This is a genomic window from Hymenobacter sp. R533113 (assembly GCF_056835965.1).
In genome coordinates this window covers 1,731,728-1,746,967 of record NZ_JAKWBD010000013.1, presented here as the reverse complement: position 1 = coordinate 1,746,967, position 15,240 = coordinate 1,731,728, and the positions used below count along the sequence as shown (strand labels likewise).

The window sequence follows — 15,240 nt, the reverse complement described above, 5'->3', positions numbered from 1 at the left end:
GATGCTCCTGCTTTGACAAGCGCAGCATGATGTTTAGTTAATACAGAATCGTAATCGACCCACTATAAGACTTGCCCAGCGGGCCTTTCGTGACGACGACGTAATAGTAGGTGCCGACCGGCGCGGGCTGGCCGTTAATGTCGCCGCGCCACTCATTGGCCCGGCTGTAGTTATTAGCCGAGAAAATCTGATTGCCCCAACGGTTGAAGACGCTCACAGTATTGTCGGGAAATTGCTCGATGAACTCAATCTGCCAGGTGTCGTCGCGACCGTCGCCGTTGGGTGTAAAGGCGTTGGGAATGCGGATAGGTGGGCGCACGGTTACCGTAACCTGGTCGCTGTCGGCGCAGCCACCTTCCCCGGCCGAGAGAGTGTAGGTTGTGGTCACCGTGGGCGAGGCCAGGGGACGCAGCGGGTTGTTGGCCGGGATATTCAGCCCCAGTGCTGGCGTCCATGTCACGGGGTAAGTGCCATCAGCGCGACCTTCCAATATCACCGATGTACCGGCCAGAATCTCCTTATCGGGGCCGGCATCCACGTCAACCGGTGGTTGAATCCGGACCGCTACGCCATTGGAAACGGCCGTGACGGGCTGCCCGCACACGTTGATCGTGCGCAGGCGCAGTGTCACGGTCTGGCCCTCGCGTAGCGTCGTGCTGGTGAAGACCGGACCCGTGGCGCCGGCCACGTCGTTGCCGTTGATCTGCCACTGGTACTCGGGAGCTGGCCCGGCTTCCGTCACACTCGCTATGTTGAACGTGAGCGGTGCGCCCAGGCAAACGGGCCCACCCGGCTGCACGGCAATTGCCAGCGTAGGCGCGGGCGTGGGTGTGCGCGTCACCGTGACCGTAGCCACGGCCGGACCAGTGCTGCACAGCCCCACCGTGGGCGTCACTTCCACTCGTACCTGGTCACCGGTTACTAAGGTGTTGCTGGTGAACGTGGGTCCACTGGCGGCGGCTACATTGTTGACAAACCAGCTGAAAGTAGGCGCGGGGCCTGCGTTTGTCGCTACAGCCGTGAAGGTAAGGGCAGTGCCGGGGCACTGCACGGGCGGAGCCGCCAAGCTCACACCGGGCGTCACTACCGGTTGCACCCGCACCACCACGGCATTAGAAACCTGCGTGGCGCAAGTGCCGGTGCCCGACGTTACCCGACGCCGGTAGTAGGTGGTGGCCGTGAGCGGACCGGGTGCGAAAGTCGGGCTGGTAGCGCCCGGAATTGCCCCCCAGTTCGTGTTATTCGCCGAGGACTCCCACTGGTAAGCAAATGTACCCGTGCCACCGCCGGCCTCGCTGGTGCTGGTGAGGGGAGCGGGCGTGGCGCCCGCGCAAATATCCTGGTCGGCCGCAATGCCGCCCGCGCTCAGTGCTGGCAACACCGTCAGAACCACGGATGCCGTAACTGTTGACCCGCAGAGCCCCGATGTCACCCGGCGCCGGAAGTAGGTAGTAGCCGTGAGCGAACCGGGTGCGAAGGTTTCGCCATTGGCGCCCACTATGGGCGTCCAGATGGCGTTATCTCCAGATGATTCCCACTGGTAGCTATAGTCGCCGGTACCGCCCGTGGCCGGGGCGGTGCTCGTAAGGGGGCGGGGGTAGCGCCCAAACACAGTGTCTGATCGGTGCCGATGCTGCCGGCCGATAGCGCTGGCGTCACGGTGATGGTCACGACATTGGAGAAGGCTGGGGCGCAGGCGGTGCCCGAACTCGCCTGGCGGCGGAAATATGTGGTGACGCTTAATTGTCCCGGCGCATACGTAGGCTCAACGGCCCCGCCAATAGGCGTCCAGGTGGAGTTATCCAGTGACGATTCCCATTGATAGACAATGGCACCCGTGCCGCCCGTGGCCGGGGCGGTGCTGGTGAGCGGCGCGACGGCACCGCCGGCGCACAGCGCCTGGTCGGCGGCTATGCTGCCAGCCGTCAGGGCAGGCACCACGGTCACGGTCACAACATTGGATAAGACCGGAGCGCAGGTGCCGGAGCTTACCTGACGGCGGAAAAAGGTAGTGGCCGTAAGCTGGCCCGGTGCGAAGGTCTCGCCGGTAGCGCCGACAATGGGCGTCCAGATAGCGTTATTTCCGGACGACTCCCACTGATAAGTAAGGGTGCCGGCGCCACCCGTGGCCGGGGCCGTGCTGGTAAGCGGCGCAATGGGGCTGCCGACGCATACAGTTTGGTCGGCGGCAATGGTGCCGGCTGTTAGCGCCGGCGCCACGGTTATCGTAACGACATTGGAGAAGGCTGCGGCGCAGGCGGTACCCGAATTTGCCTGGCGACGGAAATACGTGGTAGCGTTCAGCCGCCCTGGCGCGTACGTTGCCTCGTTGGCCCCGACAATAGGTATCCAGTTTACATTATCCGCCGAGGACTCCCACTGGTAACCAATAACGCCCGTGCCACCCGTGGCCGGGGCAGTGCTGGTGAGGGGAGCAGGCGTAGCGTCGGCGCACAGCGCCTGGTCGGCGGCGATGGTACCGGGCACCAGGGCGGGCACCACGGTTATCGTAACGGTGCTGGATAGCGAGGCGCACGGACCAGAGCGTACCTGGCGCCGGAAGAAAGTAGTAGCCGCCAGCGAGCCAGGAGCAAAGGTTTCGCCGGTGGCACCGGGAACGGCTGTCCAGGTGGTATTGTCCGGCGAAGATTCCCACTGATAAGTAAACTGTCCGGTGCCGCCCGTGGGGGCGGCGCTACTTGTGAGCGGCGCAACGGGGCTGCCGGCGCATACGGTCTGGTCGGCGGCGATGTTGCCGGCCGTCAGAGCCGGGAGAACGGTGATGGTGATAGGTGCCGTGGGGGTGCGGGGGGCACAGAAACCGGAGGTAACCAACCGCCGGAAATAGGTCGTGACGCTGAGTGGGCCCGGCGTGAAAGCCGGAGCGTTGGCACCGCCAATATCGGTCCAGTTGGCGTTGTCCGGCGACGACTGCCACTGATAGGTGAACTCCCCGGTACCGGCGCCGGCCGGGGCAGTGCTGGTGATTGGTGCCGGCGTAGCCCCGGCGCACAGCGTCTGGTCGGGTCCTACGCTGCCCGGCGTGGGCGCGCCGGGCACCCGAATAATGCCGCGGGTTTCGCGGCAAAAGCAGTCATTGGTGATGCGCAACGTAACGGTGTAGTCGCCGGGCGCAGGGTAGGTGTGGACGGGATCTTTTGCAGTTGAGGTGGTACCATCACCGAAAGTCCAGGCGTACACCAGATCGGGGGTTTGAACGGCAAAGCTGGCCCGAAAGGATATCTCCAGACAAGCCGTAGACTGAGCCCCGATGCCGACTCGCAGCAAAGAGCTTTGGTTGAAATTAGGCAGCCCCAACCCGCCACGACGCCCGCTCAGCGCCAGGCTGTCGTCGGCGTAGGCTATTTTTGCCCCCAGCGAATCGGGGTAAGAGATAAAGCCCAGGGCAGGTGCGTTTTCGCGGGCCACGTAAATCTTGCCATCCGGAGCGGCCTGCATGGAGCCCAGATTGACCGGAGGATTCTGATTGAGGGGAATAATCTGCTTGCTACCTGGTATGTCGGTGGCGTTCAAATCAAATTGCAGCAGCTGAGGCGGATTCTGTACGGTGGCATAGAGGCGGCTGCGGCTGGGTGAGAACTCGACACCATAGTAGCGCCCCGCCCCGCTGTCGAGAATCTGGGGGTTACTGACCACGCCCGTTTCGGCATCAAAGTCAAACAGCTCGACGGTGCTGCTGTTGTCGCCCAGGGTTTCGCTGAAGCGGGCCACAGCCAACTGCTCGCCGTCGGGTGATACTTTCATTTGGCCGCGGTAGCCCTGGGCCGCCACGCTCGGCGCGTGCAGGGCTCCAACAGTTGAAATTATGGGTGTGGGCTGTACGCCGACCGGCGTCACACGGTAAGCCAGAAAAGAGTCGCCGCGATTCGCGGCATTGGTGGTTCCATTTCCCCAGCCGTGCACGATTATCCAGATATCGCAGCCGTTTTTGTGCAGCACGCCCGTCATCTTCTCGGCCGTACCGATGGTAAGGGGCGCATTCTTGGTGGCGGCTACCACCTCACCTTGGCCCCCAACGGGGATAACAATTTCCGAGTAGCTTAGACCTTTGGGCCCACCCTGCGCATCTTGAGTGAAGAGAAGATAGCGTGTGGGGGCGCCCGGCGCTACTATGCCCGGCAGCTTGATAGCCAAAGGGCCGTCGGTGCCGAGGCCATTGCCCCCCAGGCCGGTGCCGTTGGGCATAATATTGTGGTCGCGGCTCCAGACGGTGTCACCGTTAGTATAGAAGAGCAGCCCACCATTACGATCCGACATCACCCCGGAGCCGGCGGGCGCCACCATCCGGCCATCAGTTAGTACCACGGGCTGAATAGAGTCCGTGGCTTGGTTGAAGTCCAGGCCCGCGCGCTGGCCGAAATACCAGTTGTTGATGAACTTCTCATCATCGCTGCACTCAGGGGCGGGCGTCGCTTGCCCCAGGGCCGTGGTGGCCGCCCCGCTCAGCAGCAAGAGCAGCAACGTCAGCAGCCAATTAGTCACCGTTCGCACCCGCCCAGCCGAGTACCGGCTGCTGACGCGAGCCAGCTGACCGGGCTTAGAAGTATGCTGAGAAAAAGCGCTGGTACTGGATAGTATGGGATGCGGTAGCTTTACGGGCATAGTGGAGCAGATAAGTAGGCGGACAGGCTAGCAGGTACCTATAAAGAGGAGTGCTGCCCGCCGTCCTTAAGAAACGAAGCCGGCTGGCTATCTATTGCTAAAAGGAAAGGGCTGTTAGCCGGCTTTAGTAAAGCTACGCACTGTTAGTCAAGTTTGTGCAAGGCAATGTCTGAATAGTGATGAAGGCCACCGCCAACCGACCCTTTCGGGCCAATTCGGCCATACTAGCACCTTGGGTGGCTTCCTACACTCCCTGTTTTCATCCTGATATGACGCAACTATTTCCCGCACCTTCGAATGGCTAGCCAGCTTAGTTATCTTAGCTAACTTGCTTTTTTTACTGCCTGTTAGCGGCGACAGTGCTGAAGATGAAGTGAGGTAATCCAGTTACGCCGCACAGAGGTGGGACTTGATTTGAAAGCAAGATTAGTTTGGGTTAGCCGTACGGAAGCAGAACGTATCTTTCCTGAGTCATGAGCGCAAAAAGCGCTACTCCACGCCAAATAAACGGCGTAAATACAATGACAGCTTTAAATGAGGCCCTGTATCATGCTTAGAGCGTGTTAATGACTTAGCAGGTGGATTTATATGCTTTGAAGAGCATAAAGCAGGTAAATACGAGGTAGTGTAGTGCATTCCTTGCAGGGTGATGGCGAGTCATTCCTATATTACGGGATAATCGCCGCACTTTTTGCATGCCCGAATCGGGGCCCGCAAACCCTACCAGCGCCAGAAGCAAAACCTAACTCGCTGCGTATTATTTTTTCATACCGGCAGCCGGCCACAAGAGGGGCGCAACCGCGAACGAGGTAAGCGGCGCTTGGCAAAAAGCTATATTTCGTGAACTAGCATGGAAAGCCAAAAAGCCCCCCAGCTTATTTTATTTATCCTTTTATAACCAAATCTTCTTCCAACAAATCAGCCCTTTCCACACAGCCTAACACGACAAAGCCCGCACTTTAGGAGTGCAGGCTATTATACAATGCTTTACTGGTTCAATAACAGAATCAGGAAGCCAGGTTGGGGAGAAAGTTGCTTTTTAGCGAACTGTGAAGCCTTTAGCTTCCCAAACGGGTACGTTTTGGGTGCGCACGAAGCGCGTTTCAACATGGCCCCAAGCATCCTGCTTGTACATCACCGTTTTGCCCTGCTCGCGCGTGTGCAAGGAAATCAGATGGTCGGCGTGCGACATTGCAGGGCCAGTAGTTTCAACGGGTTTGCGCGCCCGTGGGCGCTTAATGGAAGTAGACATAGACTGCTAACGTCAGGACTGACAAAAAAGGGTCAGTATGGTCAATTTAAATTATCATTTTTACGAATAGTAGCGCTTTTGAGGGCGTACGACCCGGTTTGGTGATCCTTGCACGGGCACATCACACACAGTATCGGCGCTACTTAGGTGCTGGCAGGCCTCTGGCAGATCCATTCAGGTTCTGGCTTAGACGCCAGAATGCTTTGTTTGCCGGCTCTTGGGGGGCAAATTTGCCCTCTGCAACACATCAACGCAGGATGCAAGGTCCGGGTTTTTTCTTGATTTATTGCTAGTGCCCGTTCAGCTTGCTACCAGAAGCATCCGCGCAAGTGCTGTTGCAGGAGAAGAAAGTGCAAGCGATTTTGTATCTTCTACTACCCAAACGCAACCCCAGCCGTGGTTAGTGGCGAAGCCCTGTTGTGCGCGGGCCGCTATGTTCTACCAACTAATCTATGTCAGCCGAGCGGTGGCGCACTTGAGTGCGGAGGAGATGCAGTCCTTAATTACGCACGCCCGCAACTTCAACTCGGTCCATCATATTACGGGGGCCTTATTCTATGACAGTGAGCACTTTGCCCAGATATTGGAAGGAGCGGAGAAAGAGGTGGACGACTTGTTTGCTCGCATTCAGGTCGATACCCGACACCAGCAGGTAACCGTTGTGACGCGCTCTCATCGGGCACGGCGCGAATATCCGCACTGGGGTATGGCAGGCCACCTGCTGGCGGCGGCGCAGTTTGCTGAGTTAGTAAAGTGTCTGCCAGACGAGGCCGAGCAGTCGGCGCCCCGTTCGTTGCGCGTCCGCCTGGAGCCTTTCATAGCGCATAGTCGGCGGCTGTAGCTATTATTCTATGCTTTTGAAAGCTCAAATGCTTTGTTTAGCCAGTAGGAACAAATAAATTCTCTAGCGCCGCTCTAAACTCGGGGGTATCATAGTCGGCCATGCCGTCGTGGCGGGCGGCTACCTGCCCATCGGGGCCCAGAATAACGGTAGAGGGAATCGCGCGGGAATTGAATGGAGTCACCAGCGGGGCGGCGGGAAAATACACCGGGAAGGTGTAGCCGCGCCGCCGGACCAGCGCCCGCGCCTTTTCCGGTTTTTCATCGAGTGAAATCATCACAAAAGCGACTTTCGACTTATCCACCTTCTTGTACAAAGCGTGTATGCCTGGCATTTCGGCCACGCAGGGCGGGCACCAGCTGGCCCATAAGTTCACAAATACCACCTTTCCTTTTAACTCACTCAAGTTGACATTTTTGCCCCCCAGCGTAACCAAGGACAGATTGTGAGGGTAAATCATGTCACCTGCGGACGTTGTCTTATCCGTTGGCGCGACGGTGGCAGTAGCTAATGTCGGAAGCTCAGGCTTCCACAGCCCGGTGGCCAGCAACCCGCGCTGCATGCCTCCCAAGACAATAGGACGCAGGTCGGTGAGCATAACGAGGGTCAGAATGGCGAGAGGCAGCCATTGCAGCAGATTTCTACGATTCATAGACGGATAGTTAAGAAGAAAACAAAGAAGAAGAGAAAAAGCGGCCGGCTTATGTCTCGGCAGGCTAGGACTCGGCCATAATTAATGGCTGCCAGCGGTCAAGCTTTATAGCAACTGTACCTCTCCCCTTATATTTCCGTTATTGCCATGTCTGCCTCAACGCTATCATACCACTACTAACATCATTATCTGCATGACCTTGCTGCTCAACGATATATTCTAGTCAGTAAGTGAGCACCTGCAACGGGGAACCCATGCGTGACTCTGGTGCCACCACTCTCGGCGAGCTGGCGCTGTTGTCTCTGCGCTTGGGCGCCACTGCCTTCGGGGGCCCCGCGGCGCACATAGCTATGATGGAGGAAGAAGTAGTGCGCCGGCGGGGCTGGCTTACCCAAGAGCGGTTTTTGGACTTGCTAAGCGCCGCCAACCTCATCCCTGGCCCCAACTCTACCGAGTTAGCTATTCATATTGGTTACGAGCGGCGCGGCTGGGCGGGGCTGCTGGTGGCGGGCAGCTGCTTTATTCTGCCAGCCATGCTCATCGTTATGGCCTTTGCCTGGGCCTACGTGCGTTTCGGCACCCTGCCGGCCCTGACCGGCGTGCTTTATGGTGTGAAGCCGGTTATCGTGGCGGTGGTAGCGCAGGCACTGTGGAGTCTGGGGCGCTCGGCGCTCAAAACCAGAACATTGCAGCTCCTGGCTGGCAGCGGTCTGGCGCTGGCGCTGTTAGGTGTAAATGAGCTACTGCTCCTATTTGGGGCCGGGGTGGCGATGGGCGCCCTGCGCTGGCCAACGCTGGAAAATAAGCGGGTGCCCCCGGCACTATTGCTTTTAATGGGAGCCGTGGCGGCACTGGCCTTGTTGCCCCTGGTCTTTGGGTTAAAGCCGGGTGAGGCCGCTGGCAGTGCGCCGCTGGGGCTGGGGCCTTTATTTTTGGCGTTTGTCAAAATCGGCTCGGTGCTCTACGGCAGCGGCTACGTGCTGCTGGCTTTCCTTGATGCCGACCTGGTACAGCGCTTCCACTGGCTTAGTCAGGCGCAATTGCTCGACTCGGTAGTGGTGGGGCAGGTTACGCCAGGGCCAGTGTTTACTACCGCCACCTTCGTGGGCTACGTGCTGCTGGGCTGGAGCGGGGCCCTAGTGGCTACGGGGGGCATTTTTCTGCCGGCCTTCGCTTTTGTTAGCCTGAGCATCCCACTGCTGGAGCACCTGCGCCAGTTCCCTTTGGCCAGTACCTTCCTCGACGGGCTGAACGCCGCTTCATGGGCACTCATGGCCGCCGTTTCGTTCACGCTGGCCCGCACCGCCGTTGTGGATGCTCCCACGGTGGCGCTTGTTGTGATCAGCGTGGTGCTCCTGCTGCGGTATAAGATCAACTCGGCATGGCTGGTGCTGGGCGGGGCCATACTTGGCTACGGTCTGCACGCGTTGGGCCTGGTTGGGTAGCCTAACGCGCCCAATGGATATAAGCGCACTTTATATAAAGCTACCCCAGTAGCTCCTCAATATCTTCCTTGGTCAGGCGCTTGATAATCGTCTCGTCGGTGGAAATCAGGTCCGTCACGAGCTGGATTTTCTTGTTCTGTAGAGCCAGAATCTTCTCCTCCACGGTGTTTTTCGAGATAAACTTATAGGTAAACACCGTGCGCTGCTGCCCGATGCGGTGGGCCCGGTCAACGGCCTGCGCCTCCACCGCCGGGTTCCACCACGGATCGAGGATAAATACATAGTCAGCGGCGGTGAGGTTGAGGCCGACTCCACCGGCTTTAAGCGAAATAAGGAAAACGCGCAAATCTTCCGTTTCCTGAAAGCGGGCTACTTCCTTGTACCGGTCGCGCGTGTTGCCGTCGAGGTAAGCATACTCGATCTGCTTTTCGTCCAAAGAAGCCCGCACAATATCCAAATGCTTCACAAACTGACTAAATACTAGCACCTTGTGGCCTTCGGCTACTACGCTACGAATCATGCGCACTACTTCGCGTAGCTTGCCTGACTCCGCTTCGTAGGTTTCGTCGGCCATGCGCGGATGATTGGCAATTTGGCGCAGCTTGGTAAGGCCTTGGAGCAGCATAAACTGCGTGCTGGCCGTGCCGTGCTCTTCGATATTGCGCAGAATCTTATTGCGGTAGAAGCTCTTGGTTTCCTCGTAGCACTGGGCCTGCTCGTCCGTCATGGAGCAGTAGCTGAGGTGCTCTATCTTCTCCGGCAGCTCCTTGGCTACCTGCGCTTTATGACGACGCAGGATAAAGGGTTTGATAAGGGCATGAAGCTTCCGGGTGCGGGTTTCGTCCTTGCCTTTTTCAATGGGCTTTAGGAATTCCTTGCGGAAAAATGCCTGCGAGCCCAGCAATCCGGGGTTGATAAACGACATCTGCGACCACAAATCCATGGTGCTATTCTCGACGGGCGTACCGGTCAGGATAAGCCGGTGGCGCGAGTGCAGCCCGCGTACGGCCTGCGAAGTAGTAGATGAAGGGTTCTTGATAGCCTGCGACTCATCCAGAATCACGTAATCGAACTTGTAGGTTTTGAGTAGCTCCGCGTCGAGGCGCACGATGCCGTAGCTGGTCAGCACTACATCGTAGTCGGAAAACTGCTCTACGTTTTTGTCGCGGTAGGTGCCGGTATAGATGAGCAGGCGCAGGCTGGGCGCAAACTTAAAGGCTTCGCTCATCCAGTTGAAAACCAACGAGGTAGGCATCACGAGCAGCGAAGCCGAGCCGGAGCTGTCGCCGCTTTCTTTGCGCTGAAGTAGCAAGGCCAGGGTTTGAATGGTTTTGCCGAGGCCCATATCATCGGCCAGGCAGCCACCGAAGCCGTAGTCTTTCACGAAGTGCAGCCAATCGTAGCCTGCCTTCTGGTACGGCCGCAATTTGCCCCGAAAACCAACCGGCATAGCCTGCTCTTCTACTATTTCGAACCCGCGCAGCTTCTCCAGCTTCCGCGACATGGTAACGGTGGCCAGATTGCCGTTTTGCAGGTCCGAGACCAACGCCAAATGGTGCTTGCGCAGGGTAAGCGTATTATCGTTTTCCTCCGAAAACGCGAACAGTTCCAGGTACTGCGAAAACCACTCTTCCGGGATGATGGCAATCTGCCCGTTGGGCAAACGATACTCGTGGCGCCGCCCCAGAATGTAGGAGCGCAGCTTCACGAAGGGGATTTCGAACTCCCCGAAGCGCACCGTGCCGTGTACATCAAACCAGTCGTTGGACTCGGTGATGCCGACCTCCACCGTAATGGCGCCGATGAAGTAGTCTTTGCCCGACGTGGTGCTCTGCTGCACGGTGAACCCCAGCCGCGACAGGTCTTCAGCGTGGCTGTGGAGCCAGCGAAAAGCAGTGGCTTTTTCGAGCACCGCACGGCCGTTGCGCACCTCCAGCGCCCGATCGGCGAGCTCCTGTATCATGGCCTCCTCGTGGTCGATATTGCGAATGAGGCGATGAAAAATGTAGCTGTCGGCGGTCTTTTCCAGCTTTACGCTCACCCGCTTATCGAAGCTGTTGGGCACGGTGTGGTCGCCGTAGCGGAAGGAAAGATCGAAGTGGATATGGCCGGAAGAAACAGCAGGCGTGGCGCTGGGGGGCAAATTTCCGTTCCGGGCGCCGTTACGCGGCAGCGTTTCCTCTGCCACTACCAACACACCCGGCACATCGGAGAAGGTAAGCTGAGGCCGAGCTACGTAGCGCTCCGAGCGAATATCAAAGCCGCGGGCGTGCACGTCAAATGACTCGACCAGCGGGGCCACGAAGCGTTGAAAATAGCTGTCTTCCACCTGCCGTGGAATGACGATAAACTTCTTATTCAGAAAGGGTTGCAGCTTCTTGCCATCCACGTCATTACGGAAGCTGTAGAGCACATCATTGACCAACAGCCACGCGGGCTGGGCACATACGACTACCGCGTTTTTAAACTGAAAATCCAGCTTTTGCCCCTTGAACTGAATGGTGGGGAAATAGTGGGTATTATCCTCGTTGCGACGAAAGTGAAAAAGCACCGAGGCAGGCTCTTCGGCCATACTTATTTCGTGCCAGGTGGGCTCTCCGTCTTTGCCCATAATAAAGACCCATTTGCCCCCCAGACGAGCCAGAATCTGCCCCATGCGCTCCTGCACATAGCGGGCTATCTGCTCCTGCAAGCCTTTATCTCCCTTGTCAGGATCATAGATCTTGAAGAAGAAATCGGCTGGGGTGGTCTTTTTGGGCCAGAACTCCTTGATGACGCAGTCTTGCTGAACCTGGTCAGTGAGGGCAATCAGCTCGAAATCGATTGCGTCGAGGCCGGCGGCAAACTCGGGGGCATTCTTAACCGAAACCGTCTGATGCTGAAGGGTAAGCTGGCCGCGCGGATTGCGCTGCACCACGTAGGACTCAAATAAATAGCCTAAGTATTCGTGTTCGAGCAGCGAATAAACAATTTGAAACGGCTGCGACGTAGAGACCTTCATAATCAGCGCCGACAACGGCGTAGAAATCAATGACAAACATCAAATATTAACTTTTCTAGCGAAAAGCGAAGTATAATCTGTCACTAATTATGATAAGCACAGACTACATCCCGGGCGGTTATAGCACTCCGGCGGGTTTATAGTGTGCATACTCTGATATGGTCTCCGGCGTTACAGATTTTCGCGTACGTCGAGGCGCGAGGCATTCAGCGCAGGTCGGATGGAAACCGCAATGGTGATAATAATGATGGCAATACTCGTCAGTACGATGTCAGAAGATTGCATTTTCACCGGGTAAGAATCGACGACGCTGGTGGCCATACCCATGGATACTAGCCCGAAGGTTTGCTGGAGCCAGCAGATTGTCATGCCCAGAACAAGTCCAACAATGGCGCCGACAAAAGCCACAATGGCGCCTTCCAGCAGGAACACATTGCGCACGGTGCGGTTGGTTGCCCCCATAGCCATCAGAATGGCAATGTCCTTGCGCTTGTCGATGACCAGCATGGAAAGCGAGAAGAAGATATTGAGCGAGGCAATAAGCAGGATGAAGGCGAAGGTGATAAACACGAACATCTTCTCTACTTTGATGGCCTTCAGCAGACTTACGTGCTGCTCATCGGAGTTTAGCACCCGAAACTTGGGGCCAATCAGGCGCTGAATATCGACTTGAGTATCCCCCACTGGGTAGTCCTCAGCTACGCGCACCTCCAAGGACGTGCGCCGGTTGCCGTATTGCAGCAGCTCCTGGGCAAAATCGAGGGGCACGAACACGTAGCTGTTGTCGATTTGCTGCTCAATCAGAAAAACGCCCCCCGCCAGAATAGATTGCTCGGAAAAGGCATTTTCGGGATTTATGGAAAGCGTGCGCTTGCCCGTATTGCGCGGATAAAGCAGGCGCAGGGGTGAGAAGCGGTTGTCGAGGGCGATGCTCAACTCGTGCTGCACGCCGGCCCCGATGAGGGCATACGCTTCGCCGGCGCGGCGCAGGCGGTGGTCACCCTCCACGATGGACGAATCGATATTGGTTTGGGCGAAATAATTGCCGGTCACGCCTTTCATCTTCACCACCATCTGCCGGTCGTGGTACTGGAGCAGGGCGTTATCCTCGATTACTTCAGTCACCAGACTCACGCCGGGCGCGGTACGCAGACGGTTGAGCAGGGTGTTGTTTACCCCGAATGACTTCCCTTCCACCGCCGTTATCAGCAAATCGGGGTCGGATTTGCCGTAGAGCGTACGCACCAGGTCTTCCAGCCCATTGAACACGGACAGCACAATAATCAACGACATGGTGCCCACCGCCACCCCAATCATGGAGATGTTGGAGATGATGCTGATGATGTTGCGCTTTTTCTTGGACGAAAAGTAACGCCGGGCTATGAGCAACGAAACGTTCATGCGGAGCGCAAACGGGGAATAAAAGCGGAGCTTATCAAGGATTTAACTGGCGCGACGCATGAATTCTTCGAGGCGGCGCAGGCGCTCCTCATGGTTATTGAGCACTATCTCTTTTACCTCACGCACATCCGTTCGGATGGCGCGCAGCTCGTGCAGCAAGCCCAGATTTACTTCTTCCTGCCGCTCATTGTATTGTTCCTGTCGCTCATTAAACTTCTCCTGTCGCTCGACAAAAGTTACCAGCCGCTCATTGAATTGCTCCTGGCGGGCGTTGAATTGCTCCTGGCGGGCGTTGAATTGCTCCTGTCGGGCGTTGAAGCCTAACTGCCGGTCATTGAAGCCTAACTGCTGAGCTTTAAACTCCTGCTGACTCGTGTAAATCAGCTCCATTTGATTGAGCATCCGGCCTTGCACATCCACAACAGTCCGCAGAATCTCGTTGGTCTGCTGGATGTGTCCATTCTGCCGATCCATGCGCAACAGCATTTCGGCTAATAGCTCCGAGAAGTCGTTTTTGTCAGGCATAGGTAAAAAAGGCGGACAGCGCAGCTAGCAAGTGAATAGGTCAGGCAAGATACGCTGCTTCGCGGAAAGGTGATGCGTTGGGGGGCTATTTCCAGGCTTTCACGATGAGACCCGTACCCGAATCGTGCTTAGAGTTGGCATCGACCCAGTTTAGAATTAAGCAGAACGGAAACGTGATGAGATAATAGAACGGCAGCAGTACAAAGAACCACTTGGAAGCGCCCAGCATCAGAATGGGGTACTTCATGCTCAGCCGCCACGAAATCTGGCCGGGCTCACCGTAGCTGTACTGCGCCTCAATGCGGTCGAAGCCGGCGGTGCGCAGCTTCTGCTGAATCTCGTGGATGTTGTAGCCATCGCGCACGTGTTCCTCGATAAAGCTGGTTTCGTCGTCGCCGTGTACGTCGGAGCCGCCCTGGTCGGAGGGCGTGGAAATAAGCAGCATACCGCCGTCTTTGAGCGACGCGTGAATGTTCGTGAACACTTCCACGTCTTCCAGAATATGCTCCATCACATCCACCGACAACGCCAGATCGAACGTATTCGGCTCCTGATACAGTACCAGGTCCTGCACGGCAAACTGCACATTCACCCGACCGATTTGGCGAAAAAAGCGGTTGGAATCGGCAATCTGCTCGTCTTTCACATCGACGGCCAGAATCTGCCATTTCTTACTCAGCCCGGATAGCCAGTAAGTATACTGTCCGTAGCCGGAGCCCGCATCAAGAATATTCAGGGCCTCATCGGTGCGGCCTTTGGCCCACTGCCGCAACTCGCGATGCACATGCCAAGTGCGCAGCAGCAGCAAATCGAGCAGATAGTAGAAGAGGCGGCGCAGCCAGGGCGTGCGGTTAAACACCTCCCCCAGCGACTTTTTAATCGGGTCGTAATACAAATGGTGAAATAGTGAGTGGTGAGATAGTGAGTGGTGAGGTGATGAGCTTCATGGTTTCAGTGCGCAAGTTGAACGTCAAACTCACTACTTCACCATCTCACCATTTCACTTTTTATTCGTCTTCGTCGGCAAATAGCTTAGGGCGCTTGCTCTCGGGCGGCGTATCAGTTTCGTCGTCGGAGGCAGGCACGGGCGGAATATGCAGGGTGCTGATTACCTCATCCATGCGCGCGGCGTACGAGGCGCTGTCATCGAGAAAGAAATTCAACTCCGGTATGACGCGCACTTGCTTGCGAATCCGCTTGGCTAAGGCTTGGCGAATGGCTTTGGCATTGTCGCGGATGTCGCGGAGCATGGCCTCACTGTCTTTCACCAATAGCAGGCTCAGGTACACGCGGGCCACGCCCAAATCGGGGGATACACGCACGGTGCTGATGCCGGGGGGCAAACCGGGAAACAGGTGAGGCAGGTCGCGTTGAAAGACGGCGGCCAGATCCTGTTGCAACAAGCTGGCGAATTTTTGCTGACGTTTACTTTCCATAATAGCCGACAAAGGTAAGATTTAGGTAATCAGTAGTTCATACTCCGGTAGCAGACTTCAAATG

11 protein-coding genes are annotated in these 15,240 nt (G+C 57.0%); 2 read left to right on the top strand and 9 right to left on the bottom strand.

From position 1 onward, the window contains the following. Positions 1-37 precede the first annotated feature (37 nt). The 3 genes from MKZ35_RS17015 to MKZ35_RS17005 all read right to left on the bottom strand — a co-directional run bounded on the left by MKZ35_RS17015 (position 38) and on the right by MKZ35_RS17005 (position 5,875). Complete coding sequence (locus MKZ35_RS17015) at positions 38-1,612, bottom strand: T9SS type B sorting domain-containing protein (protein WP_482514387.1); 1,575 nt, start codon at positions 1,610-1,612, stop codon at positions 38-40. Further along, positions 1,498-4,623, bottom strand: coding sequence for a PKD domain-containing protein (locus tag MKZ35_RS17010; RefSeq protein WP_482514386.1), 3,126 nt, complete (start codon positions 4,621-4,623; stop codon positions 1,498-1,500). The genes MKZ35_RS17015 and MKZ35_RS17010 overlap by 115 nt, the downstream gene beginning before the upstream one ends. Before the next feature lie 1,039 nt (positions 4,624-5,662). Next, positions 5,663-5,875 carry a hypothetical protein gene (locus MKZ35_RS17005; RefSeq protein WP_482514385.1) on the bottom strand — a complete coding sequence of 71 codons (213 nt, stop codon included), beginning with the start codon at positions 5,873-5,875 and terminating at the stop codon, positions 5,663-5,665. A gap of 433 nt (positions 5,876-6,308) precedes the next feature. Here MKZ35_RS17005 and MKZ35_RS17000 point away from each other — a divergent pair, with 433 nt between their 5' ends. Continuing rightward, positions 6,309-6,716 carry a BLUF domain-containing protein gene (locus MKZ35_RS17000; RefSeq protein ID WP_482514384.1) on the top strand — a complete coding sequence of 136 codons (408 nt, stop codon included), beginning with the start codon at positions 6,309-6,311 and terminating at the stop codon, positions 6,714-6,716. Between the two features lie 37 nt (positions 6,717-6,753). Here MKZ35_RS17000 and MKZ35_RS16995 read toward each other — a convergent pair whose 3' ends face one another. Further along, complete coding sequence (locus MKZ35_RS16995) at positions 6,754-7,368, bottom strand: TlpA family protein disulfide reductase (protein WP_482514383.1); 615 nt, start codon at positions 7,366-7,368, stop codon at positions 6,754-6,756. A 254-nt stretch (positions 7,369-7,622) separates the two neighbouring features. Here MKZ35_RS16995 and chrA point away from each other — a divergent pair, with 254 nt between their 5' ends. Further along, positions 7,623-8,813 carry a chromate efflux transporter gene (chrA, locus tag MKZ35_RS16990; RefSeq protein WP_482514382.1) on the top strand — a complete coding sequence of 397 codons (1,191 nt, stop codon included), beginning with the start codon at positions 7,623-7,625 and terminating at the stop codon, positions 8,811-8,813. A 40-nt stretch (positions 8,814-8,853) separates the two neighbouring features. Here the strand turns inward: chrA and MKZ35_RS16985 are convergent, their stop codons facing one another. The 5 genes from MKZ35_RS16985 to MKZ35_RS16965 form a co-directional block, all read right to left on the bottom strand. After that, entirely contained in the window at positions 8,854-11,814 is a 2,961-nt protein-coding gene (locus tag MKZ35_RS16985) for a DEAD/DEAH box helicase (RefSeq protein ID WP_482514779.1), read from the bottom strand. Between the two features lie 171 nt (positions 11,815-11,985). Beyond that, the gene (locus MKZ35_RS16980) at positions 11,986-13,215 is read right to left on the bottom strand and encodes an FtsX-like permease family protein (protein WP_482514381.1); all 1,230 of its coding nucleotides are present in this window, start codon (positions 13,213-13,215) and stop codon (positions 11,986-11,988) included. A gap of 42 nt (positions 13,216-13,257) precedes the next feature. Continuing rightward, entirely contained in the window at positions 13,258-13,740 is a 483-nt protein-coding gene (locus MKZ35_RS16975; protein ID WP_482514380.1) for a hypothetical protein, read from the bottom strand. Between the two features lie 85 nt (positions 13,741-13,825). Then, the gene (locus MKZ35_RS16970) at positions 13,826-14,635 is read right to left on the bottom strand and encodes a class I SAM-dependent methyltransferase (protein ID WP_482514379.1); all 810 of its coding nucleotides are present in this window, start codon (positions 14,633-14,635) and stop codon (positions 13,826-13,828) included. A 112-nt stretch (positions 14,636-14,747) separates the two neighbouring features. Beyond that, positions 14,748-15,176: a ribosome-binding factor A gene (locus MKZ35_RS16965; RefSeq protein ID WP_482514378.1), complete on the bottom strand. Its 429-nt coding sequence runs from the start codon at positions 15,174-15,176 to the stop codon at positions 14,748-14,750. Positions 15,177-15,240: the final 64 nt, after the last annotated feature.

Excerpts from the sequence above, each read along its gene's own strand:
- MKZ35_RS16985 (WP_482514779.1), bottom strand. The coding sequence starts at position 11,814 with ATGAAGGTCTCTACGTCGCAGCCGTTTCAAATTGTTTATTCGCTGCTC.
- MKZ35_RS17000 (WP_482514384.1), top strand. The coding sequence starts at position 6,309 with ATGTTCTACCAACTAATCTATGTCAGCCGAGCGGTGGCGCACTTGAGT.
- MKZ35_RS16975 (WP_482514380.1), bottom strand. The coding sequence starts at position 13,740 with ATGCCTGACAAAAACGACTTCTCGGAGCTATTAGCCGAAATGCTGTTG.
- MKZ35_RS16965 (WP_482514378.1), bottom strand. The coding sequence starts at position 15,176 with ATGGAAAGTAAACGTCAGCAAAAATTCGCCAGCTTGTTGCAACAGGAT.
- MKZ35_RS16995 (WP_482514383.1), bottom strand. The coding sequence starts at position 7,368 with ATGAATCGTAGAAATCTGCTGCAATGGCTGCCTCTCGCCATTCTGACC.
- MKZ35_RS16980 (WP_482514381.1), bottom strand. The coding sequence starts at position 13,215 with ATGAACGTTTCGTTGCTCATAGCCCGGCGTTACTTTTCGTCCAAGAAA.
- MKZ35_RS17005 (WP_482514385.1), bottom strand. The coding sequence starts at position 5,875 with ATGTCTACTTCCATTAAGCGCCCACGGGCGCGCAAACCCGTTGAAACT.
- chrA (WP_482514382.1), top strand. The coding sequence starts at position 7,623 with ATGCGTGACTCTGGTGCCACCACTCTCGGCGAGCTGGCGCTGTTGTCT.
- MKZ35_RS17010 (WP_482514386.1), bottom strand. The coding sequence starts at position 4,623 with ATGCCCGTAAAGCTACCGCATCCCATACTATCCAGTACCAGCGCTTTT.